The sequence below is a fragment of the Billgrantia desiderata genome, from assembly GCF_900108215.1.
Classification (GTDB): domain Bacteria; phylum Pseudomonadota; class Gammaproteobacteria; order Pseudomonadales; family Halomonadaceae; genus Halomonas; species Halomonas desiderata.
This window is the reverse complement of record NZ_FNVC01000023.1, coordinates 63,358-85,693: the sequence shown is the minus strand read 5'-3', so window position 1 is coordinate 85,693 and position 22,336 is coordinate 63,358. Positions and strand designations below refer to the sequence as shown.

General features: G+C 67.1%; 24 protein-coding genes. 14 read left to right on the top strand and 10 right to left on the bottom strand.

Translation table 11 applies throughout. The features are described 5' to 3' along the window. Positions 1-402: 402 nt before the first annotated feature. Complete coding sequence (gene rpmE, locus C4S71_RS17925) at positions 403-618, bottom strand: 50S ribosomal protein L31 (RefSeq protein ID WP_026038326.1); 216 nt, start codon at positions 616-618, stop codon at positions 403-405. A gap of 184 nt (positions 619-802) precedes the next feature. Here rpmE and C4S71_RS17920 point away from each other — a divergent pair, with 184 nt between their 5' ends. From C4S71_RS17920 to tatC, 13 genes are all read left to right on the top strand, one after another. After that, positions 803-3,040, top strand: a complete 2,238-nt coding sequence (locus C4S71_RS17920; RefSeq protein WP_103970095.1) for a primosomal protein N' — start codon at positions 803-805, stop codon at positions 3,038-3,040. Between the two features lie 135 nt (positions 3,041-3,175). After that, complete coding sequence (gene argS / locus C4S71_RS17915; RefSeq protein ID WP_103970094.1) at positions 3,176-4,861, top strand: arginine--tRNA ligase; 1,686 nt, start codon at positions 3,176-3,178, stop codon at positions 4,859-4,861. A gap of 3 nt (positions 4,862-4,864) precedes the next feature. Further along, positions 4,865-5,590, top strand: a complete 726-nt coding sequence (locus C4S71_RS17910; RefSeq protein WP_103970093.1) for an SPOR domain-containing protein — start codon at positions 4,865-4,867, stop codon at positions 5,588-5,590. 211 nt (positions 5,591-5,801) lie between these two features. After that, the gene (gene hslV, locus C4S71_RS17905; RefSeq protein ID WP_010630122.1) at positions 5,802-6,320 is read left to right on the top strand and encodes an ATP-dependent protease subunit HslV; all 519 of its coding nucleotides are present in this window, start codon (positions 5,802-5,804) and stop codon (positions 6,318-6,320) included. A gap of 11 nt (positions 6,321-6,331) precedes the next feature. Continuing rightward, positions 6,332-7,654, top strand: a complete 1,323-nt coding sequence (hslU, locus tag C4S71_RS17900) for an ATP-dependent protease ATPase subunit HslU (RefSeq protein ID WP_086509360.1) — start codon at positions 6,332-6,334, stop codon at positions 7,652-7,654. Between the two features lie 196 nt (positions 7,655-7,850). After that, positions 7,851-8,234, top strand: a complete 384-nt coding sequence (locus C4S71_RS17895; protein WP_086509316.1) for a gamma-butyrobetaine hydroxylase family protein — start codon at positions 7,851-7,853, stop codon at positions 8,232-8,234. 143 nt (positions 8,235-8,377) lie between these two features. Further along, positions 8,378-9,145, top strand: a complete 768-nt coding sequence (gene ubiE / locus C4S71_RS17890; RefSeq protein WP_086509317.1) for a bifunctional demethylmenaquinone methyltransferase/2-methoxy-6-polyprenyl-1,4-benzoquinol methylase UbiE — start codon at positions 8,378-8,380, stop codon at positions 9,143-9,145. A gap of 7 nt (positions 9,146-9,152) precedes the next feature. After that, entirely contained in the window at positions 9,153-9,791 is a 639-nt protein-coding gene (locus tag C4S71_RS17885; protein WP_086509318.1) for a ubiquinone biosynthesis accessory factor UbiJ, read from the top strand. Then, on the top strand, positions 9,791-11,413 hold the full coding sequence (ubiB, locus tag C4S71_RS17880; protein ID WP_103970099.1) for a ubiquinone biosynthesis regulatory protein kinase UbiB: 1,623 nt from the start codon (positions 9,791-9,793) through the stop codon (positions 11,411-11,413). Before C4S71_RS17885 ends, ubiB begins: the two co-directional genes overlap by 1 nt. 30 nt (positions 11,414-11,443) lie before the next feature. Next, positions 11,444-11,779: a phosphoribosyl-ATP diphosphatase gene (locus C4S71_RS17875; RefSeq protein ID WP_086509319.1), complete on the top strand. Its 336-nt coding sequence runs from the start codon at positions 11,444-11,446 to the stop codon at positions 11,777-11,779. Between the two features lie 46 nt (positions 11,780-11,825). Next, on the top strand, positions 11,826-12,086 hold the full coding sequence (tatA, locus tag C4S71_RS17870) for a Sec-independent protein translocase subunit TatA (protein ID WP_103970092.1): 261 nt from the start codon (positions 11,826-11,828) through the stop codon (positions 12,084-12,086). Positions 12,087-12,092: 6 nt separating this feature from the next. After that, complete coding sequence (gene tatB, locus C4S71_RS17865) at positions 12,093-12,539, top strand: Sec-independent protein translocase protein TatB (RefSeq protein ID WP_103970091.1); 447 nt, start codon at positions 12,093-12,095, stop codon at positions 12,537-12,539. Further along, positions 12,536-13,315 carry a twin-arginine translocase subunit TatC gene (gene tatC, locus C4S71_RS17860; RefSeq protein ID WP_103970090.1) on the top strand — a complete coding sequence of 260 codons (780 nt, stop codon included), beginning with the start codon at positions 12,536-12,538 and terminating at the stop codon, positions 13,313-13,315. Before tatB ends, tatC begins: the two co-directional genes overlap by 4 nt. Before the next feature lie 109 nt (positions 13,316-13,424). Here tatC and elbB read toward each other — a convergent pair whose 3' ends face one another. Then, on the bottom strand, positions 13,425-14,087 hold the full coding sequence (gene elbB, locus C4S71_RS17855; RefSeq protein WP_086509323.1) for an isoprenoid biosynthesis glyoxalase ElbB: 663 nt from the start codon (positions 14,085-14,087) through the stop codon (positions 13,425-13,427). A gap of 228 nt (positions 14,088-14,315) precedes the next feature. Between elbB and hemB the strand changes: the two genes are divergently transcribed. Then, positions 14,316-15,323 carry a porphobilinogen synthase gene (hemB, locus tag C4S71_RS17850; protein ID WP_103970089.1) on the top strand — a complete coding sequence of 336 codons (1,008 nt, stop codon included), beginning with the start codon at positions 14,316-14,318 and terminating at the stop codon, positions 15,321-15,323. 30 nt (positions 15,324-15,353) lie between these two features. Here hemB and C4S71_RS17845 read toward each other — a convergent pair whose 3' ends face one another. The 8 genes from C4S71_RS17845 to rho form a co-directional block, all read right to left on the bottom strand. Continuing rightward, the gene (locus tag C4S71_RS17845; protein ID WP_103970088.1) at positions 15,354-15,866 is read right to left on the bottom strand and encodes a DUF3087 family protein; all 513 of its coding nucleotides are present in this window, start codon (positions 15,864-15,866) and stop codon (positions 15,354-15,356) included. Positions 15,867-15,956: 90 nt separating this feature from the next. Continuing rightward, positions 15,957-17,039 (bottom strand): 3-deoxy-7-phosphoheptulonate synthase, encoded by a 1,083-nt coding sequence (locus C4S71_RS17840; protein ID WP_304481840.1) that lies wholly within the window; start codon positions 17,037-17,039, stop codon positions 15,957-15,959. Positions 17,040-17,346: 307 nt separating this feature from the next. Then, entirely contained in the window at positions 17,347-17,493 is a 147-nt protein-coding gene (locus C4S71_RS22520; protein ID WP_160113410.1) for a hypothetical protein, read from the bottom strand. A gap of 63 nt (positions 17,494-17,556) precedes the next feature. Then, positions 17,557-17,679, bottom strand: coding sequence for a hypothetical protein (locus C4S71_RS22915; RefSeq protein WP_255408539.1), 123 nt, complete (start codon positions 17,677-17,679; stop codon positions 17,557-17,559). A 37-nt stretch (positions 17,680-17,716) separates the two neighbouring features. Beyond that, a complete protein-coding gene (gene folM / locus C4S71_RS17835) occupies positions 17,717-18,430 on the bottom strand; it encodes a dihydromonapterin reductase (RefSeq protein ID WP_086509327.1) in 714 nt (237 codons plus the stop codon). Next, positions 18,427-19,206 carry an NAD(P)H-flavin reductase gene (locus C4S71_RS17830; protein ID WP_103970086.1) on the bottom strand — a complete coding sequence of 260 codons (780 nt, stop codon included), beginning with the start codon at positions 19,204-19,206 and terminating at the stop codon, positions 18,427-18,429. The genes folM and C4S71_RS17830 overlap by 4 nt, the downstream gene beginning before the upstream one ends. Next, the gene (gene ubiD, locus C4S71_RS17825; RefSeq protein ID WP_103970085.1) at positions 19,203-20,702 is read right to left on the bottom strand and encodes a 4-hydroxy-3-polyprenylbenzoate decarboxylase; all 1,500 of its coding nucleotides are present in this window, start codon (positions 20,700-20,702) and stop codon (positions 19,203-19,205) included. The genes C4S71_RS17830 and ubiD overlap by 4 nt, the downstream gene beginning before the upstream one ends. A gap of 213 nt (positions 20,703-20,915) precedes the next feature. Next, the gene (gene rho / locus C4S71_RS17820) at positions 20,916-22,175 is read right to left on the bottom strand and encodes a transcription termination factor Rho (protein ID WP_086509330.1); all 1,260 of its coding nucleotides are present in this window, start codon (positions 22,173-22,175) and stop codon (positions 20,916-20,918) included. Positions 22,176-22,336: the final 161 nt, after the last annotated feature.

Sequence of the window (22,336 nt, the reverse complement as noted above, 5' to 3'; positions counted from 1 at the left end):
CACTGTGGCAGACCATCAGACCTCCCAGGGTAAGACGCGCGACCTTCCTCCCATACACCCGCCGCATCTACTGCCGCCCCTTCCGGATAGCTATTGGGCTTCGAGTTTCTTGGCCCTCTCGCCCAGGTGGCGACAGCCTCGTATGCGATTTCTGTTCGTCGGGCCGGGAGTTTGCCTCCAACTTCCTTCAGATTCCGTCTCGCGACGGACACCCTTGCTGTTCGGCTAACGGTTCCCGCTATCAGGGTCCGTAGGGGACTTTCACCCCCAAGTCATTCCGAGGCACCACCCTCGGAAACAGCGCCCGTCGGGCGCTGCGCGCCATGCCTGGCGCACCAAAAGAAAACCCGCCGTGACGGCGGGTTTTCTCGCACTGCGATCGTCGCCCTGGGGCGAACCGGATCAGCCGCGCTTGATGGCAGCTCCGAAGCGCTTGTTGAAGCGCTCGACGCGACCACCGGTGGTCGCCTGCTTCTGCTTACCGGTGTAGAAGGGGTGGCACTGGGAGCAAACGTCCAGTGACAGGTCATGGCCGACGGTGGTGCCGACCTCGAAGGTCGCGCCGCAGGAGCAAGTCGCAGTGACCTTCTTGTAATCCGGGTGAATACCTTGTTTCATCTTGAGCCTCATGGAGCGGTATGCCGCCACCTGATCTCATGCCAGGCACCGCATACGGGTTGTCTATCGTCGCTACGCGTACAACGTTAAGTCGTTTCAACCAACCGGTAGCCGCCGGGCCCGAGCCTCAGAGCCAGATGCCACGACGGCCGGATATTCTAGCAGAGTCGACGCCGGAGGCCAATTGCCCGAATCCCTCTCCCCGCCCCCGCCGCGCGTGCTGCGGGTGGCGGTGCCCACCCCACTGCGACGCCTGTTCGACTACCGCCCGTGCCGCGAGGCGCCTGCCGGCGGCTGGCTGCCCGGCATGCGCGTGCGCGTGCCGTTCGGGCGACGCCAGGTGGTCGGCGTGGTGGTGGAGTGCAGCGACCGCAGCGACTTCCCGCTGGAGCAGCTCAAGCCGGTGGACACCTGGCTGGATGCCGAGCCGCTGCCCGAGGACTGGCTGTGGCTGTGCCGCTTCACCGCACGCTACTACCAGCACTCTCTCGGCGACACCCTGCACCAGGCAATGCCCGTGCTGCTGCGCCAGGGCCGCCCGCTAGCCGGTCGTATGCGCGAGCGCTGGCAGGCCTTGGCAACACCTGGCGCCGACGACCCGCGCCTCAAGCGTGCGCCGCGCCAGGCCGAGCTGCTGGCCATGCTGCGCCAGCACCCCCACGGGCTGCCCACCCAGGCCATCGTGGCGCAGGGCTATTCCCGCGAGCAGCTGGCCACGCTGGTGGAAAAACGCCTCGCCGTGCGCGAAGAGATCCCCCTGACCGCCGCCGAGCCCGCCACCGAGCAGCTGCTCGCCGAGCCGGCCCTGCCGCTCAACCGCGAACAGGCCCAGGCGCTGGCGGCCATCCACGAGCGCCTCGACGCCTTTCACCCTTGCCTGCTGCACGGCGTGACTGGCAGCGGCAAGACCGAAGTCTACCTGCAGCTGATCGAGGCGGTGGTCGCCCGCGGCCGCCAGGCGCTGCTGCTGGTACCGGAGATCGGCCTCACCCCGCAGACCCTGGCGCGCTTCCGCAGCCGCTTCCGGGTGCCGGTGGTGGCGCTGCACTCGGGACTCACCGACAACGAGCGCCTGGACGCCTGGGAGGCAGTGGCCAGCGGTCGCGCGCCCATCGTCATCGGCACCCGCTCGGCGATCTTCACGCCGCTGGCGCGGCCCGGCGCGATCATCGTCGACGAGGAGCATGACGGCTCGTTCAAGCAGCAGGAGGGGCTGCGCTACCACGCCCGCGACCTGGCCGTGGCCCGCGCCAAGCATCACGGTATTCCGCTGGTACTCGGCAGCGCCACGCCGTCGCTGGAGAGCCTCTACCACGCCGAGCGCGGCAACTATCGGCACCTGCGCCTGACCCGTCGCGCCAGCCGCCATGCCCCGGCCCGGCTGGAGCTGATCGACCTGCGCGGCCGGCCGCGCCAGGGCGGGCTCATTCCGCCGGCCATCGAGGCGATCCGCACCACCCTCGCAGCCGGGCATCAGGTGCTGGTGTTCATCAACCGTCGCGGCTTCGCGCCGACCCTGGCCTGTCACGCCTGCGGCTGGCTGGCGGACTGCGATTCCTGCGACGCGCGCATGACGCTGCATCGCCAGCCGCCGATGCTGGCCTGCCACCACTGCGACAAACGCCGCCCGGTGCCGGATGCCTGCCCCGACTGCGGCAGCGCCGATCTGCGCCCCTTGGGCAGCGGCACCGAGCGCACCGAGGAGACCCTGGCCACGCTCTTCCCCAAGGTACCGGTGCACCGTATCGACCGTGACAGCACACGGCGCCGCGACGCCTTCGAGCGCACCCTCGCCGAGGTCAGACGCGGCGAGCCCTGCCTGCTGGTGGGCACGCAGATGCTGGCCAAGGGCCACCACCTGCCCCATGTCACCCTGGTGATCGTGGTCAACGCCGACGCCGGGCTCTATGCCAGCGACTTTCGCGCCCTGGAACACAGCGCCCAGCTGCTCACCCAGGTGGCCGGCCGTGCCGGCCGTGCCGCCCATCCCGGGCGCGTGCTGGTCCAGACCCTGCACACCGACGATCCGCACCTGCGGCTGCTCGCCGAGCACGGCTACGACGCCCTGGCCACCCAGTTGCTGGCCGAGCGTCGCGCCGCCGCCCTGCCCCCGTTTCGCTTTCTCGCCCTGCTGCGCCTGGAGAGCCCGCGGGAAGAGGCGGCAACGGCGCTCGGCCGCGAGGCGGCCGCGGTGCTGCGCGACTGGCTGGCAGCGCACGCCCCCGACGTGAGCTGCCTGGGGCCCGTGCCCGCCCCCATGGAACGTCGTCAGAACCGCTATCATATGCAATTGATGCTGAGCGGCAGTCGGCGCAGCCAGCTCCACGCCGCCTGCGCCCGGCTCACCGCCTGGCTGGAGGCTTCGCCCGAGGCCCGTCGGGTACGCTGGTCGCTGGACGTCGACCCGCAGACGCTTGCCTGAACGCACGACCTTTAAAGCCGCGGCACAATTGCCGATAATGGCCGACCAGCCAAACTTTCGTGGCCGCGCCTTTTCGCGAGTGCCTTGTCACCGTCACCATCTCGTGCGCCAGCCGCTACAGGACATAACCGCTTCATGAAAGAGACGATCATTTCCCTGCTCGAGAACGCCGTCGATACGCTCAAGCAGCAGGGCGCCCTGCCCGCCGACGTCACGCCGACCCTCAAGGTCGACCCGACCAAGGACAAGGCCCACGGCGACTACGCCACCAACCTGGCGCTGATGCTGGCCAAGCCCGCCGGCAAGAAGCCCCGCGAACTGGCCGAGGCGCTGATCGCCGCGCTGCCGCAGAGCGACGCCGTGGAGAAGGTGGAGATCGCCGGCCCCGGTTTCATCAACTTCTTCGCCGCCACCGATGCCGCCGCGCAGGTCGTGCGCCAGGTGCTCGAGGCCGGCGACACCTTCGGCCGCAGCCTGGTCGGGCGCGGCCGCAAGGTGCAGGTGGAGTTCGTCTCCGCCAACCCCACCGGCCCGCTGCACGTGGGCCACGGCCGCGGCGCCGCCATCGGCGACTGCATCAGCCGGCTGCTCGAGGCCACCGGCTATGACGTGACCCGCGAGTTCTACTACAACGACGCCGGCGCCCAGATCGCCAACCTGGCCCTCTCGGTGCAGGCCCGCGCCAAGGGCCTGACGCCCGACGACGACGCCTGGCCCGAAGACGGCTACCGCGGCGACTACATCATCGAGGTGGCCAACGACTACCTGGCCGGCGAGACGGTGCATGCCGACGACCGTCACGTCACCGCCAAGGGCGACCCGGACGACCTCGACGCCATCCGCGACTTCGCCGTGGCCTGGCTGCGCCGCGAGCAGGACCTCGACCTCAAGGCCTTCGGCGTCTCCTTCGACGTTTACTTCCTGGAGTCCTCGCTCTATCGCGAAGGCAAGGTGGAGGAGGCGGTGGAACGCCTGATCGCCGGCGGCCACACCTACGAGCAGGACGGCGCCCTGTGGCTGCGCACCACCGACTTCGGCGACGACAAGGACCGGGTGATGCGCAAGTCCGACGGCAGCTATACCTACTTCCTGCCCGACGTGGCCTACCACCTGAACAAGTGGCAGCGCGGCTTCGAGACCGTGATCAACGAGCAGGGTGCCGACCACCACTCCACCGTGACCCGGGTGCGCGCCGGCCTGCAGGCGCTGGAAACCGGCATCCCTCAGGGTTGGCCCGACTACGTGCTGCACCAGATGGTGATGGTGACCCGCTCCGGAGTGGAGGTGAAGCTCTCCAAGCGCGCCGGCAGCTACGTCACCGTGCGCGACCTGATCGACGAGGTGGGCCGCGATGCCACGCGCTTCTTCCTCGCCGCACGCCGCGCCGACTCGCAGCTCACCTTCGACATCGACCTGGCCCGCTCGCAATCCAACGACAACCCGGTCTACTACGTGCAGTATGCCCACGCCCGGGTGTGCAGCATGCTGCGCAAGGCCGAGGCCCAGGGGCTCGGCTTCGATCACGACCTGGCCATGGTCAGCCTCGGCCGTCTCGAGGAGGATCAGGAGAAGGCGGTGATGAACCGGCTGGCACGCTTCCCCGAAGTGGTCGCCCATGCCGCCGCCTCGCGGGAGCCGCAGCAGGTGGCCCAGTACCTGCTCGACCTCGCCGCCGAGTTCCACTCCTGCTACAACGCCGTGAAGGTGATGGTCGACGACGACGAGCTGCGCAACGCCCGCCTGGCCCTGGGCCTGGCCACGCGCCAGGTGCTGCGTAACGGTCTCGATCTGATGGGGGTCAGCGCCCCGGAGGAGATGTAAGCCATGGCCGCCCGTCGCACGCCCAAGAAACGCGGCGCCACTACCAGCCGCAAGCGCGCCCCCGCCAGAGGCCAGGGCTTCCGCCTGCCCGGCTGGCTATGGGCACTGGGCGGCGTCATTGCCGGCTTCCTGCTGGCCCAGCACCAGCACGGCACCGCGCCCTGGCAGGAGGGCAGCGACTCGCCGCTGGCCAGGCTGATGCCGCGCACGCCGACCGAGACCGTCGAGCCGGCGCCGAGCGTCGAGCCGCGGGAACCGCGCATGCCGACCTTCGAGTTCTACACCTTGCTGCCCGAAGAGGTGGTGGCACCGCGGGAGGTGGCCTCCACCGCCTCGCCGCCGGAGCCGACGGTCAACGTGCCGCCGCCGCTCGAGCCCAGCGCCGCCGCCGAGCAGGCACCGGCCGACGACCCCATCGCGCAGGTCATCGCCGCCAACCTGCGCGATGAGGTCAACGCCACGCCGGAGAGCGAAGCGGCGGCACCGGCAGGCACGCGCTACATGCTGCAGGCAGCCTCGTTCCGCGAACCGGGAGACGCCGAGCAGCTGCGCCAGCGGCTGCGCAACCTGAGCCTGATGGCCCAGGTCAGCCAGGTCCAGTCCGCCGACGGTCAGACCTGGCACCGGGTGATGGTGGGGCCCTACGACGATACCCGTGAGCTGAATCGCGCCGAGGACCTGATGACGACCCAGGGCATCACGCCGCTGCGCCACCGGGCCACCAACTGAGGAAACAGTGCACCAAATGGCTGCGGGCGAATCGCTGCGTTGCGCACAGGCGCGGGCATGCGCTACTCCCGGACATCGGGCGGTGGAGCGGGGCGCTTGAATTCGCCGGCCGCCGCCCACACCTACCCTGAACGCTCTTGTCCGGCCCCCGATTGTCATGGGGCGCCGAAAGTCACCGGGAGCCCCGGCTCCCCGTTACGGAGTTATCTCCATGACCACGATCGTTTCCGTACGCCGCGGTGACCAGGTCGCCCTGGCCGGCGACGGCCAGGTATCGCTGGGCAATACCGTGATGAAGGGCAACGCCAGCAAGGTGCGCCGGCTCTATCGCGGCCAGGTGCTGGCAGGCTTCGCCGGCGGCACCGCCGACGCCTTCACCCTGTTCGAGCGCTTCGAGGCGCAGCTCGAGAAGTATCAGGGCAATCTGGTCAAGGCCGCCGTGGAGCTGGCCAAGGACTGGCGCACCGACCGCGCCCTGCGCCGCCTCGAGGCGCTGCTGGCCGTGGCCGACAAGAACGCCTCGCTGATCATCACCGGCAACGGTGACGTAGTGGAGCCGGAGCGCGGCATCATCGCCATCGGTTCGGGCGGCAACTTCGCCCTGGCCGCGGCCCGCGCGCTGCTGGAGAACACCGACCTCTCGGCCAGGGAGATCACCGAGAAGTCGCTCGCCATCGCCGGCGACATCTGCGTGTTCACCAATCACCACGTCACCCTCGAAACGCTGTGAAGGCCGCCACCATGTCCCAGATGACACCCCGCGAGATCGTCCACGCCCTGGATCAGTACATCGTCGGCCAGCAGGACGCCAAGCGCGCCGTGGCCATCGCCCTGCGCAACCGCTGGCGGCGCATGCAGCTCGACGACGAGCTGCGCCCCGAGATCACGCCCAAGAACATTCTCATGATCGGGCCCACTGGGGTGGGCAAGACCGAGATCGCCCGGCGCCTGGCCAAGCTCGCCCGCGCCCCGTTCATCAAGGTCGAGGCGACCAAGTTCACCGAAGTGGGCTACGTCGGCCGCGACGTGGAGTCGATCATCCGCGACCTCACCGAAGCCGCCATCAAGCTGGTGCGCGAGCAGGCCAAGGACGAGGTGCGCCACCGCGCCGAGGACGCCGCCGAGGATCGCATCCTCGACGCCCTGCTGCCGCCGCCCCGCGGCCAGGAGGAGAATCCGCGCACAGACAGCTCGACGCGCCAGATCTTCCGCAAGAAGCTGCGCGAGGGCGATCTCGACGACAAGGAGATCGACATCGAGATCACGCCCCAGGGCCCGGGCATCGACATCATGACCCCGCCGGGCATGGAGGAGATGACCAGCCAGCTGCAGAGCCTGTTCTCCAACATGGGCCGTCACAAGACCGAGACCCGCCGGGTCAAGGTCAAGGACGCCTTCGCCCTGCTGCGCGACGAGGAGGCCGCCAAACTGGTCAACGAGGAGGAGATCAAGCACCGCGCCATCGACGCCGTGGAGCAGAACGGCATCGTCTTTCTCGACGAGATCGACAAGGTGGCCAAGGGCAGCGGCCAGTCCAGCGGCGGCGAGGTGTCCCGCGAGGGCGTGCAGCGTGACCTGCTGCCGCTGATCGAGGGCTCCACCGTCTCGACCAAGTACGGCATGGTCAAGACCGACCATATCCTGTTCATCGCCTCCGGCGCCTTCCACCTGTCGCGCCCCTCCGACCTGATACCCGAGCTGCAGGGTCGCCTGCCGATCCGGGTCGAGCTCGAGGCGCTCACCCCCGAGGACTTCAAGCGCATCCTCACCGAGCCCTCCGCCGCCCTGACCAAGCAGTACAAGGCGCTGCTGGCCACCGAGGGGCTCGAGATCGAGTTCACCGAGGATGGCATCGAGCGCATCGCCGAGATCGCCTGGAAGGTCAACGAGGGCACCGAGAACATCGGCGCACGGCGCCTGCACACGGTAATGGAGCGGCTGCTCGAGGAGGCCTCGTTCAAGGGCGGCGATTTCGGCAGCCCGCTGTCGATCGATGCCGCCTACGTCGACTCCCAGCTCGGCGAGCTGGCCATGGACGAAGATCTGTCGCGGTATATCCTTTGATATGAGCGTCGTAGTACTGCTCGGTTCGCCAGTGTCGCAGCAGCGAGGCCTACATGAGCGCAGCGCCGGGGACAGGTCGTAGCGGAGGTCATTCGCCAGGGATGGCGAATGTAGCGCCCAGGGATGGGTTCACAGCGCCTCCGCGAAGCGCCTGTCGCCGGACAGCTGCGCTTCACCAACGCAAGCGGAGTCCTGCATGACAGCCCCCATCCCCAGCAAGATCCACTACCACAAGAAGGCCCGCGAGCTGGAGCTCAGCTACGCCGACGGCGAGAGCCATCGCCTGCCGGTGGAGTACCTGCGGGTCTACTCGCCCTCCGCCGAGGTGCGCGGCCACCATCCCAGCCAGGCCGTGCTGCAGGTCGGCAAGAAGGACGTCGGCCTCAAGAACATCGAGCCGGTGGGCCGCTATGCCGTCAAGCTCGCCTTCGACGACGGCCACGACAGCGGCATCTACAGCTGGGAATACCTGCATGAGCTGATCGAGCATCGCGAGGCCTACTGGGCCGATTATCTCCAGCGTCTGGAAAAGGCCGGCGCGAGTCGCGAACCGCTGGGCATCGAGATCAAGCAGCTCTAATCAAGATCGGGCCGCTCTAATCGAGATCGAGCAGCTTCAGTAGCCCCAGCAGGTCAAAGACAAGGCAGCCGGGGGAAGGCTACAATGTGGCCCAGCATGAGGCCCAGCCTCACCTTTCGCAGCGATTCGGGAGCCTTTCACGCATGAGCCCTCACTCCACCCCCGGGGACCAGCGCACGACTCACTTCGGCTATCAGGAAGTGCCGATCGAGGAGAAGGCCTCGCGCGTGGCCGACGTCTTCCACTCCGTGGCGGCTCGCTACGACGTCATGAACGATCTCATGTCGTTCGGCATCCACCGGTTGTGGAAGCGGCTCACCATCGAGCGCAGCGGGGTGCGCCCCGGCCACAGCGTGCTCGACATCGCCGGCGGCACCGGCGATCTGACGCTCAAGTTCTCGCGCATGGTCGGCCCCCGCGGCCGGGTGGTACTGGCCGACATCAACGAATCCATGCTGCGGGTCGGGCGCGACAAGCTGCTCGACAACGGCGTCGGCGGCAACGTCGAGTACGTGCAGGCCAACGCCGAGTGCCTGCCGTTTCCCGACAACAGCTTCGACTGCATTACCATCGCCTTCGGCCTGCGCAACGTCACCGACAAGGACGCCGCGCTGCGCTCCATGGCCCGGGTGCTCAAGCCCGGCGGTCGCCTGCTGGTGCTGGAATTCTCCAAGCCCAACAACCCCGTGCTGAGCCGCGCCTACGACGAATACTCCTTCCGCCTGCTGCCCACCATGGGCCAGATGGTGGCAGGCGATGCCGACAGCTATCGCTACCTGGCCGAGTCGATTCGCATGCATCCCGACCAGGAGACCCTCAAGCAAATGATGGAAGCCGCTGGCCTCGAGCGGGTCGAGTACACCAATCTCACCGGGGGCATCGTCGCCCTGCATCGCGGCATCAAGCTCTGAGGGCGCAATGACCTTGACTCCGACCCTGCTGCTGGCCGGCATCGAGCGCACTCTCAATGCCCTGCTCGCTCGCGACATGGCCGCCCCCACGCGCCTGTCACGGCTGGCCGGCAGCCGGCTGCTGCTGCGCCTGGAGCGCCCGGCGCTGACGCTGCTGATCGGCTTTCACCCCCACGGCATCGACCTGATGCGTCAGGACGAGCCCGACGAGAGCGCCGTCGACACCGTGGTCGAGCTCGATACCGAGACCCTGGGCGAACTGCTGGGCGGCGAATCGCTGGAGCGCCTGATGTTCCGCGGCCGCCTGGCCATTCGCGGGCGCGTGCACCTGCTCGAGGAGGTGCGCGACCTGTTCTTCGATCTCGATATCGACTGGGAGGGCGAGCTGGCCCGCTGGCTGGGCGACGTGCCGGCCCACAGCCTGGCCGAGGGGCTCAAGCGCATGGCCCGCTGGGGGCTGCGCGCCCAGGAGGAGATGCGTGCCGATATCGCCGAATACGTGTTCGAGGAGGCCCGCCTGCTGCCCGGGCGCCAGCAGCTCGATACCCTGCGCGATCATCTCACCGAGCTGGAAGTGGCCGCCGACCGCCTCGAGGCCCGCCTGAACCGCCTGCGGCGGCGGCTGGAAAGCGAGGCCACGGCATGATGCTGCTTCGCCTGCTGCGCATCATCTGGGTGATCACGCGCTATCGCCTCGACACCCTGCTGCCGCTGCAGCGCCTGCCCTGGTGGCTACGGCTGGCCTTCCTGCTCTCGCCGCTGCGCGTGGTGCCGGTCGGCCGGCGCACGGGGGGCGAGCGCCTGCGCCTGGCGCTGGAGTCGCTGGGCCCGGTGTTCGTCAAGTTCGGCCAGCTGCTCTCCACCCGCCGCGACCTGCTGCCCGAGGAGATCGCCGACGAGCTCCGCCGGCTGCAGGACCAGGTACCGCCCTTCCCCGGCGAGGAGGCCCGGGCACTGGTGGAGAGCGAGCTGCGCATGCCGCTCGACGTCGCCTTCGCCCACTTCGAGCCCGAGCCGCTGGCCTCCGCTTCCATCGCCCAGGTGCACGCCGCCCGCCTGCACAGCGGCGAAGACGTGGTGGTCAAGATCATCCGCCCGGCCATCGACCGGGTGATGCGCCAGGACATGGCACTGATGTACCGCGTGGCCGGTCTGCTGACGCTGCTCCCGGAGGCACGCCGGCTGAGACCGATCGAAGTGGTGCGCGATTACGAAGCGACCCTGTTCGACGAGCTCGACCTGCGCAAGGAAGCCGCCAACACCTCTCAGCTCAAGCGCAACTTCAACGGCTCACCGCTGCTCTACGTACCGGCGATCCACTGGTCGCTGACGCGCAAGCGAGTGATGGTCCAGGAGCGCATCCACGGCATCCCGGTGGCCGACATCGCCGCACTCAAGGCCCAGGGCACCGATCTCAAGCGCCTCGCCGAACGCGGTGTGGAGATCTTCTTCACCCAGGTGTTTCGCGACAACTTCTTCCACGCCGACATGCATCCGGGCAACATCTTCGTCTCGCGCGAGCAGCCCCAGGACCCGCAGTACATCGCCATCGACTGCGGCATCGTCGGCAGCCTGACACGGGAAGACCAGGACTACCTGGCGCGCAACCTGCTGGCCTTCTTCCATCAGGACTACTATCAGGTCGCCGCCCTGCACATCGAGTCGGGCTGGGTCGGCGAGGAGACCCGGGCCAACGAGTTCGCCGCCGCCATCCGCACGGTGTGCGAGCCGATCCTGGAGAAGCCGCTCAAGGACATCTCCTTCGGTCAGGTGCTGCTGGGGCTGTTCCAGACCGCGCGGCGTTTCAACATGGAGGTCCAGCCGCAGTTGGTGCTGCTGCAGAAGACCCTGCTCAATATCGAGGGCCTGGGGCGCCAGCTCTATCCCGATCTCGACCTGTGGAGCACCGCCAAGCCCTACCTGGAGCGCTGGATGCAGGAGCGTGCCGGTGCCGTGGGCCTGTGGGAGTCGCTCAAGCGCCAGGCGCCGGAGCTCTCGCGTCAGCTGCCCGAACTGCCCAGCGTGGCCCACCAGGCCCTGAGCCGCCTCGAACAGGAGCATCGTCAGCGCCGTCGCCAGGCCCTGGCGCTGAGCGGCATCCAGCGCCATTTGCGCGCCGGCCGGCGCGGGGGAAGGCGTTTGCGTCTGGGGTTGCTGCTGGCGGCCCTGGCGCTGGCCTGGCAGCCGCTCACCGAATGGGCCGCGAACCAGCCCTGGCCGGTGCTGGCGGCCGGGCTCATCGGGCTCGTGCTGCTGGCCTGGCAATGAACTTGACCCATCGCAACCGGAGCTGCCCGCATGCGTGATATTCTCGATGAACTCTTCGACGTGCTGAGCCAACGCCGCAGCGCCGACCCCGCCGAATCCTACGTGGCCGCCTTGCATGACAAGGGGCTTAACAAGATACTCGAAAAGGTCGGAGAGGAGGCCACGGAGACCCTGCTGGCAGCCAAGGATGCCGAGACCGGTGGCGATGACGAACGTCAAGCGCTGGTCGCCGAAACCGCCGACCTGTGGTTTCATAGCCTGGTGATGCTGTCGCATCTTGGACTCGACCACCGGGACGTGCTCGACGAGCTGGCCCGGCGTTTCGGAATATCCGGGCACGAAGAGAAGGCCGCAAGGTCAAAGTAAAAATGACTTCCGGATCCGCCGGAATCCCGACTCAGAGGTAACCTTCATGTTAGGTGGCATCAGTATCTGGCAACTGCTGATCGTACTCGGCATCATCATCCTGATCTTCGGCACCAAGAAGCTGCGCAACGTCGGTTCCGATCTGGGCGGCGCGGTCAAGGGCTTCAAGCAGGCCGTCAACGAAGGCGACGACAAGGACAAGCCCCAGGCCAAGGTGACTCACGAAGAGCAGCCCAACACCTATGACGTCCGCGCCGAGGAGAAGAAGAGCGCAGACGGCGTCGAGGAACGGGAAGAGCGCAAGTAAGTCTCCATGTTTGATATCGGCTTTCTCGAACTCCTGATTCTGGGCATCGTGGGCCTGCTGGTGCTCGGCCCCGAGCGCCTGCCTAAGGCTGCGCGCACGGCAGGGCTGTGGATCGGCAAGATCAAGCGCACCGTGTCGAGCATGCAACGCGAGATCAACTCGCAGCTCGAGGCGGAGGAGCTGCGTCAGAAGCTCAAGGAGCAGCAGAGCAAGCTCGACGAGAGCCTGAACAAGGCCAAGCGCGACGTGGAAAGCATCGCCCAGCCCTACTCCACCTCGACCCCGCGCAAGGGTGACGACGACAAGCCGGCGACGCCCGAAGGCAAGCCCGATGCCGAGACGACGCCACCGTCGGCCTCGGCGCGGCTCGACGAGGCGCTGGCCGAGGTCAGGCAAAGCGACGACGCCCCCACCTCTCCCCCCGACGATGACAAGGACGCCGCTTCCCGATGAGCGACTCCGACGACAAGCAGGATCTTGGCCAGGCTCCCCTGATCGAGCACCTGATCGAGCTGCGTTCGCGTCTGCTGCGCTCGGTGGTGGCGATCTTCGTGATCTTCCTCGGCCTGTATCCCTTCGCCAACGAGATCTATACCTTCGTGGCTCAGCCGCTGATGGGCATGCTGCCGGAAGGTTCGCAGATGATCGCCACCGAGGTGGCCTCGCCGTTTCTGGCCCCCTTCAAGCTGACCCTGGTGGTGGCGGTGTTCATCGCCATCCCCTACGTGCTGCACCAGGCCTGGGCCTTCGTCGCCCCCGGCCTGTACGACAACGAGAAGGCGCTGGCCCTGCCGCTGCTGGCCTCCAGCGTAGGCCTGTTCTATGCCGGTGCCGCCTTCGCCTACTACGTCGTCTTCCCGCTGCTGTTCCAGTTCTTCACCCAGACCGGGCCGGAGAACGTGGCGGTGATGACCGACATCAACCAGTACCTGAATTTCGTTCTCAAGTTGTTCTTCGCCTTCGGCGTGGCCTTCGAGATCCCCATCGCCACCTTCCTGCTGATCGCCTCCGGCGCCACCACGGTGGAAAGCCTGTCGAAGAAGCGCCCTTACATCATCCTGGGCTGCTTCGTGGTCGGCATGCTGCTGACCCCGCCCGACGTGATCTCCCAGAGCCTGCTGGCCATCCCCATGTATCTGCTCTACGAGGTGGGCATCCTGTTCGGCCGCCTGGTACGCCGGCGGCGGCGCAAGTCGGCCGAGGCCAGCGAAGAGCGCGACGAGGCCTGAGCCCGCCAACCACAAAGCCCGATACATAAAGCCCAGAACATAAGCCCGATACCAAGCGCCCCGCTTCGAAGGAAGCGGGGCGCTTTCATTACTGCATTACCGCACTGGCTCAGAGATCCATCAGCTCGTCGATACGCTCCACCAGCTTGAAGATGCCGGTGGCGGCCTCGCCGATACGGGTGGCGAGCATGTAGGCCGGGGTGGTCACCACGCGGTTCTCGAAGTCGACCACGATGTCCTCCACGCCGCAGCTGCGGTGCAGCCCGCCCATGGAGCTGATGGCGCCGGAAACGCCGGGGTCGTGGCCGATGGTCACGGCGATGCCCGGCCCCAGCAGCTTGGGCACCAGGGCGGGGGCGATACACATCAGCCCGATGGGCTTGCGCGCCTGGTAGAAGGGAGCCAGTGCCTCGACCAGCTCGGGCAGCGGCTCCATGTCGCTGCCGGCTTCGGCGAAGTTGGAGAGGTTCTTGGCCGCACCGAAGCCGCCGGGCAGGATGACGGCATCGAACTCCTCGACGTCCAGCTCGTCGAGCGGTGCGATGTTGCCCCGCGCCAGGCGTGCCGACTCGGTCAGTACGTTGCGCGCCTCACCCTCGACCACCTCACCGCTGCGGTGATCGATCACGTGGTGCTGCATGATGTCCGGCGCGAAGCAACGATGGCCGATACCCAACTGATCCAGCCGCAGCAGGGTCAGCGTGGTCTCGTAGATTTCCGAGCCATCCTGGACACCGCAACCCGACAGGATGACCGCCACTTGTTTGCTCATGCCTTTCTCCTTGTTGTGAAGGCGCTTCGAATGAAGAGCTCAGCCTTTGTTCCCGAAGCCAACACTTTAGAGAGTCGCGCGGGGTGCGACAAGGCGCGACTTTCGGCTTGGGGTGGCACTGATATACTCGTTCCATACACTCGCTTGTCATTGCACCATCTTTCTGTCCAGGCCCACTGCCGCCAGTTGACGATACGGCGGCAGTGGCCACAGCCGGAGTAGAGAACCTTGAGTTTCCAGACCACGCGTCAATTCCCCGCCACGCGTATGCGCCGCATGCGCCGCGACGACTTCTCGCGCCGCCTGATGCGGGAGTCGACCCTGACCGCCGCCGATCTGATCTGGCCGGTATTCGTGCTCGACGGCGAACAGCGCCGCGAGGCCGTGCCCTCGATGCCGGGCGTGGAGCGCCTGTCGCTGGACCTGCTGATTCAGGAGGCCCGCGAAGCGTACGAGCTGGGCATCCCGGCCCTGGCCCTGTTCCCGGTGGTGGACCAGGCGCTGAAGAGCGAGCTGGCCGAGGAAGCCTACAACGCCAACGGCCTGGTGCAGCGCAGCGTACGAGCGCTGAAGGACGCCGTGCCGGAGCTCGGCATCATGACCGACGTGGCGCTCGACCCCTACACCATTCACGGCCAGGACGGCATCATCGACGACACCGGCTATGTGCTCAACGACCGCACGGTGGAGACGCTGCTCAAGCAGGCCCTGTCTCACGCCGAGGCCGGCGCCGACGTGGTGGCCCCCTCCGACATGATGGACGGACGCATCGGCGAGATTCGCCAGGTGCTCGAGCAGGAGCATCTGCACAACGTGCGCATCATGGCCTACAGCGCCAAGTACGCCTCGCGCTATTACGGCCCCTTCCGCGATGCGGTGGGCTCTGCCGCCAACCTGGGCAAGGCCGACAAGCGCACCTACCAGATGGACCCGGCCAACAGCGACGAGGCGCTGCACGAGGTGGCCCTGGACCTGGCCGAAGGCGCCGACATGGTGATGATCAAACCCGGCATGCCCTATCTGGACGTGGTACGGCGTATCAAGGACGAGCTCAAGGTGCCCACCTACGCCTATCAGGTCAGCGGCGAGTACGCCATGCACATGGCCGCCTTCGACAACGGCTGGCTCGACGCCGACGAGGTGATGCTCGAGTCGTTGATCTGCTTCAAGCGCGCCGGGGCCGACGGCATCCTGACCTATTTCGCCAAGCGGGCGGCGACGCTGCTCGCCTCCTGACGAAACGGCCCGGCCTGTGGCCGGGCCGGCTCAGCTCTTGCGGAAGGCGGCAAGGTCGTTGGGGTCGAAGCCCTCGACCCGCTCGGGCAGGCCGCGCTCCTCGCGCAGCCGACGGATCCTGGCACGCTCGCCGAGCAGCTCGGCGTCATCGTCCAGGGTGCGACCGTTGAGTTCGGCAAGCTGCGCCATGCCCTGGTGGTAGGCGGTCATCAGGTGCAGGGCGACGTGATTGCCCTGGTCCATTTCGCGGCGCAGGGTGGCAAGGTAGCCGCTGAGCCGGGAGAGATGGTGCTTGAGCTGCCAGACGTAGCGCATCTCGGTCATCCAGGGGCGTTCGCGCAGCACGGCAAAGGTCAGGCTGGTGGCCAGCAGCCCCAGAAACACGCCCAGGGCGTTGAGCCACAGGCTGGAGCCGAAGGCCGCCACCAGCAGTTGGGAGAACACCAAGCCGAAGACGATGAGCTGACCGGCCATGGCCAGGCTGATCAGCCGGGCCTTGCGGCGGTAGGTCTCGGGGTCGTGGTATTCGAAGGAAAACGGCATGCCCAACTCCTGTTGCAACGAGAATGCCGGGAATTATCCCGGCATCTCTCGCTGAGGTACAGCCGCGCGCCCGTCTTCCCGACGCAATGGTCAGCGCAACCGGTCGGCCGCTTCCAGCAGCAGCGCCTCGGTAGCCTGCCAGCCCAGGCAGGGGTCGGTCACCGAAACGCCGTAGCGCAGCGCTCCCGGGGCGAGCTCCTGGCGCCCCTCTTCCAGGTGACTCTCGAGCATCAGCCCCATCAGGGCCGTCTCGCCACGCACCCGCTGCGTCACCACGTCGCGCAGCACCTCGCCCTGACGGCGATGATCCTTGCGCGCATTGGCATGGCTGCAGTCCACCATCAAGCGCGCAGGCAGCCCTGCCTGCTCCAGCGCCCGGCGCGCCTCGGCGACCGAACGGCTGTCATGGTTGGGCCCATGGTGGCCGCCACGCAGCACCACATGAGCGTAGGAGTTGCCGGTGGTCTCCCGCAGCGCGGGGCGGCCCTGCTCATCGAGGCCGAAATGCTGGTGCGGATGCGCGGCGGCGCGAATGGCATCCACCGCGACGCCCACGTCGCCGCTGGTGGCGTTCTTGAACCCCACCGCCGCCTCCAGGCCGCTGGCAAGCTCGCGATGCAGCTGCGATTCGGTGGTCCGCGCACCGATGGCAACCCAGGCCAGCAGGTCGTCGAAGTAGCTGGCCAGCATCGGCTGCAGCACCTCGGTGGCCACCGGCAGGCCCAGGGCGGCAATCTCGTGCATCATGTGGCGCGACAGATGCAGCCCACGCGCCATGTCGCCGCTGCCGTCCAGGTCGGGGTCGTAGGCCAGCCCTTTCCAGCCCACCGTGGTGCGCGGCTTCTCCACGTAGACCCGCATCACGGGAAGCAGACGGTCGGAAATTCGCGGGGCGAGTTCGGCCAGGCGCCGGGCATATTCCAGCGCGGCCAGCGGGTCGTGGATCGAGCAGGGGCCCACCACCACCAGCATGCGGTCGTCGCACCCCGTCACGATGTCACGGATGGCGCGGCGCTGCGCGGCGAGGCGCTCGGCCACCGGCGGCGCCAGGGGCAAACGGCGTCTGAGCTCGCCAGGGGTGGGTAACGTCATCTCGACCCGGCTGGATGTGGTGGGGGCCATGTCGGCATGGCCGTCGGTCAGGCGTTCAGCAAGTGTCGCGGGGGCATTCATGGTCAACTCCGTGAGGTCGGCAAACATCGTGTCGTCATGCCACCGGTCATCTCACGGTCGGAGGTGGCGCACTGAACCGACCGCGCGGCGCTAAATCGCCAGCCATAGCCCCAGCCATAATAGTCGTGGCGGGTACGGGCGGCGAAAGTGGCGCGGTATGCGGTCATGGTGCGTCTCCTCGAGTCGATTCCGTTTACGGGGTCTATCAACATTAGGGGCCAAACGTAAAACCCCCGGTCGGGTTGCCGACCAGGGGTTTCATGAGGGAAGGCAACCCGGTTGGGTGTGCCCTTGCAGCTGTGTCCGATCAGGACCCGGCCGCCGGCACACCGGCGCTAAACCAGTACCAATACTGACCGCCGAAGCCAAACGACTGTCCATCGAAGCCAAACGACATTACCGCGCCAAAGGCACGGTTCGGATCGTTCGCTGTCAGGCTCGCGGTCGGTGTCATGGTCGTCTCCCACAGTTTCTGGGTTCATCGTGCCGCATCGCGGCAAACTTGGCAAGCCCGGTTTCAGGCCTGCACGGCGCGGCTCACGCCGATGATCAAGGGCAGCAGATTCAGCGCCAGTACCGCCACCAGGGCCAGCAGCCACAGCGGGCCGCTGTCATCGTGATAGTCCTTGAGCGGGGCCATGTTCGTCTCCTTTTGCCTCATGCCGGTGGCTAACAGTCTAGCGAAGATGACGACCGCCATCGACCGGCAGCGTGATACCGGTCACGTAACGGTTGTCGAGCAGGTAGCGCAGGCTCTGGTAGATCACACCCGGCCCCGGCACCATCGCCATGGCCGACTTGGCCCGGGCCTGTTCGGCATAGGCCTCGTCGTCGTCCTCGCCCAGCATGATCAGCGCCGGTGCGATGGCGTTGACCTGGATCTCGGGCGCGTACATGGCGGCGAAGGAGAGCGTCAGGTTCTCGAGCCCCGCCTTGGTGGCGGCGTAGGCCGCATGCTTCTTCGAGCCCTTCTGCGCCACGTAGTCGGTCATGTGCACGATGTCGCGCTGCGGCTCGCCGCAGGCCTCGAGCAGCTCGCGGCAGTGCAGATTGATCAGGTAGGGGGCGAGCATGTGCACGCGAAACAGCCGCTCGAAGGTGGCACCGGCCTGCTCGTCGCGGCTGTCCGGCGCCCAGTCGCTGGCATTGTGCACGATGGCGCGCAGCGACCTGGTTTCGCCCTTGAGACGGGCGATGAAGTCGAGAATGCCCGCCTCGGTGGCGAAATCCGCCCTCAGGGTGACGATACCGCGGCGGCGCAGCGCCTCGAGCTCCGGCCGCTCGCGGCGATAGCTGACGATCACCGGATGGCCGTCGTCGACCAGCCGTTCGGCGCAGTGGCGCCCGAGGCGCTGGGCGCCACCGGTGATCAGGATCGGCGCGGCGCTCACCGCGCACTCCCCCGGCGCAGTACGCCGGCGGTGGGCACCAGCGGCTGGCGCGGCGCATAGGCGAAGACGTCGGAGAAGACCCGCGACGGCTCGAGCCCCAGCGAGGCCAGCACGTCGACGCAGGCGTAGACCATGCCCGGCGAGCCGGAGAGGTAGACGTCATGGCCGCTGACGTCGTCGAGCCCGCTAGCCAACGCCTGGTCGATGCGGCCCAGGTGGCCCTGAACGCGCTCACCGGTCACCGGCGGCTGCGGCGCCACCTCGGTGACCACGTGGAAACGCAGGTTCGCATGGCTCTCGGCCCACTGCCGCGGCAGACTCTCGAGATACAGGTCGCGCCGCTCGCGGGCCGCCCACCACAGCTCGATGGGCCGCTCGGGGGCGTCGTGCAGCGAGGCCTCGACGATCGCCTTCATCTGGGCGAAGCCGGTACCGGCCGCGATCAGCAGCAGCGGCCGCTGGCTGGTCGGATCGAGCACGCATTCGCCGCCGGGCAGACGCACCGTCAGGTGATGCGCCACCACTACCAGCTCGCGCAGCCGGGCGGAGTTCTCTCGCTCGGGCCAGTGCTGGATGTGCAGCTCCAGGGTGCCGTCGCCGCGATGGGCGCTGGCGATGGAGAACGGCACCCAGGTCTCGTCGTCGAGCTTGAGCTCCAGATACTGGCCCGGATCGTGGGCCATGGCCTCGGCGCGCCCTTCCAGGCGCACGCGAAACACGTCGGGGGTCAGATCCTCCACTGCCGTCACCTGGCAGGTCAGGGTCCTGGGGGTCATGCAGGCCTCTTGTCGTCAGGGTGTGGGGGCAGGTGGATACCCAGTTCGTTCCAGCGTTCGCTGACGCGGGCCTTGACGGCCTCGTCCATGACGATGGGCGTGCCCCATTCGCGATCGGTCTCGCCGGGCCACTTGCTGGTGGCGTCGAGCCCCATCTTGGAACCGAGCCCCGCCACCGGCGAGGCGAAGTCGAGATAGTCGATCGGCGTGTTCTCGACCATGACGGTGTCCCGGGCCGGGTCCATGCGGGTGGTGATGGCCCAGATCACGTCCTTCCAGTCGCGAGCGTCGACATCGTCGTCGAGCACCACCACGAACTTGGTGTACATGAACTGGCGCAGGAAGCTCCATACGCCCATCATCACGCGCTTGGCGTGGCCCGGGTACTGCTTCTTCATGGTCACTACCGCCATGCGGTAGGAGCAGCCTTCCGGCGGCAGATAGAAGTCGACGATCTCGGGGAACTGCTTGCGCAGGATCGGCACGAACACTTCGTTGAGCGCGACGCCGAGGATCGCCGGCTCGTCGGGCGGGCGCCCGGTGTAGGTCGAGTGGTAGATGGCATCGCGGCGCAGGGTCATGCGCGTCACGGTGAACACCGGGAACTCGTCGACCTCGTTGTAGTAGCCGGTATGGTCGCCGTAGGGGCCTTCAGGCGCCGTGTCGTCGGGGTAGATGAAGCCTTCCAGAATGATTTCTGCAGACGCAGGAACTTCCAGATCGGCGTGGCCGCACTTGACCAGCTCGGTGCGCGAACCGCGCAACAGCCCGGCGAAGGCGTACTCGGAGAGCGAGTCCGGCACCGGGGTCACCGCGCCGAGAATCGTCGCCGGATCGGCGCCCAGCGCCACCGCCACCGGGAAGGGCTCGCCGGGATTGGTCTGCTGGAACTCCTGGAAGTCGAGCGCGCCGCCACGGTGCGACAGCCAGCGCATGATCAGGCGGTTCTTGCCCAGCTTCTGCTGACGATAGATGCCCAGGTTCTGGCGCTTCTTGTGCGGCCCGCGGGTCACCACCAGCGGCCAGGTGACCAGCGGCGCGGCATCGCCGGGCCAGCAGTGCTGGATCGGCAGGCGGTCGAGGTCGACGTCGTCGCCCGCCAGCACTACCTCCTGCACCGGGGCGCTGCGCACCGTCTTCGGCCCCATGCTCATCACCTGCTTGAAGATCGGCAGCTTCTCCCAGGCGTCGCGAAAGCCCTTGGGCGGCTCGGGCTCCTTGAGGAAGGCGAGCAGTTCGCCCACCTCGCGCAGCGCCTCGACGCTGTCCTGGCCCATGCCCATGGCGACCCGCTTCGGCGTACCGAACAGGTTGCCCAGCAGCGGCATGTCATGCCCCTTCACGTTCTCGAACAGCAGCGCCGGGCCGCCGGCACGCAGGGTGCGGTCGCAGATCTCGGTGATCTCGAGGTAGGGGTCCACCTCGGCTGAAACTCGTATCAGCTCGCCCTGAGCCTCCAGAGCGGCGATGAAGTCGCGCAGGTCCTTGTACTTCATTGCAATTCCCGTTTCCGGAACGACGAAAGGGGCAGCATAGCATGCCGCCCCTTTCTCTTCCCCGCCGGCCAACGCATCCTTACCCGCGGCTACTCCGTCGACAGGCCTGCGAGGAGGCGCTGTGAACCCATCCCTGGGCGCTACTTTTGCCATCCCTGGCAAAAGACCTCCTCTTCGACCTGTCCCCGGCGCCGCTAGCCATGGCAGCTCCGATCAGCGGCGCTTCATGGCTTCGAAGAACTCGAGGTTCGTCTTGGTATCTTTCAGGCGGTCGATGAGGAACTCGGTGGCTGCGGTATCTTCCATCGGGTTGAGCAGCTTGCGCAGGATCCACATGCGCTGCATCTCGTCCTCGGAGGCGATCAGGTCCTCGCGGCGGGTGCCGGAACGGCGGATGTTGATCGCCGGGTAGACACGGCGCTCGGCGAGCTTGCGGTCCAGGTGGGCTTCCATGTTGCCGGTGCCCTTGAACTCCTCGAAGATCACCTCGTCCATCTTCGAGCCGGTATCGACCAGCGCGGTGGCGATGATGGTCAGGCTGCCGCCCTCTTCGATGTTACGCGCGGCACCGAAGAAGCGCTTGGGCTTCTCCAGGGCGTGGGCGTCGACACCGCCGGTGAGCACCTTGCCGGAGCTCGGCACCACGGTGTTGTAGGCACGCGCCAGGCGGGTGATGGAGTCGAGCAGGATGACCACGTCCTTCTTGTGCTCGACCAGGCGCTTGGCCTTCTCGATCACCATCTCGGCGACCTGCACGTGGCGTGCCGGCGGCTCGTCGAAGGTGGAGGCGACCACTTCGCCGCGCACGGTGCGCGACATCTCGGTCACCTCTTCCGGGCGCTCGTCGATCAGCAGCACGATCAGGTGACACTCGGGGTTGTTGCGCGTGATCGAGGTGGCGATGTTCTGCAGCATCAGCGTCTTGCCCGCCTTGGGCGGCGAGACGATCAGACCGCGCTGGCCCTTGCCGATGGGAGCGGTGAGATCGATGATGCGCGCGGTGAGATCCTCGGTGGAGCCGTTGCCGATCTCCATGCGCAGCCGCTCCTGGGGGAACAGCGGCGTGAGGTTCTCGAACAGGATCTTGTGCTTGGCGTTTTCCGGCTTGTCGAAATTGATCTGGCTGACCTTGAGCAGCGCGAAGTAGCGCTCCCCTTCCTTCGGCGGACGGATCTTGCCGGAGATCGAATCGCCCTTGCGCAGATTGAAGCGACGGATCTGCGACGGCGAGACGTAGATGTCATCGGGACCGGCCAGGTAGGAGCTGTCAGCGCTGCGCAGGAAGCCGAAGCCATCCTGGAGGATTTCCAGCACACCATCGCCATAGATGTCCTCGCCGCTCTTGGCGTGCTTCTTGAGGATGGCGAAGATGATGTCCTGCTTGCGCGAGCGGGCCAGATTGTCGATGCCCATTTCGCGGGCGAGCTCCAGGAGCTCTGGCACGGTTTTTTGCTTGAGTTCGGTAAGATTCATCGGTGTGTTCGGAAGTTGCTCATGTCAGCGTGGCGGCACGGCGGCCGTGGGAGTGTGCGGATAAAGAACGGTACGCCGCTTGGGTGCGTTCAGAGCCCGAGAGAGCTGCCGCTCATGAGCGATGCTCGTTGCACTACGACCGCTCTGCGCAAGGGGTCGAG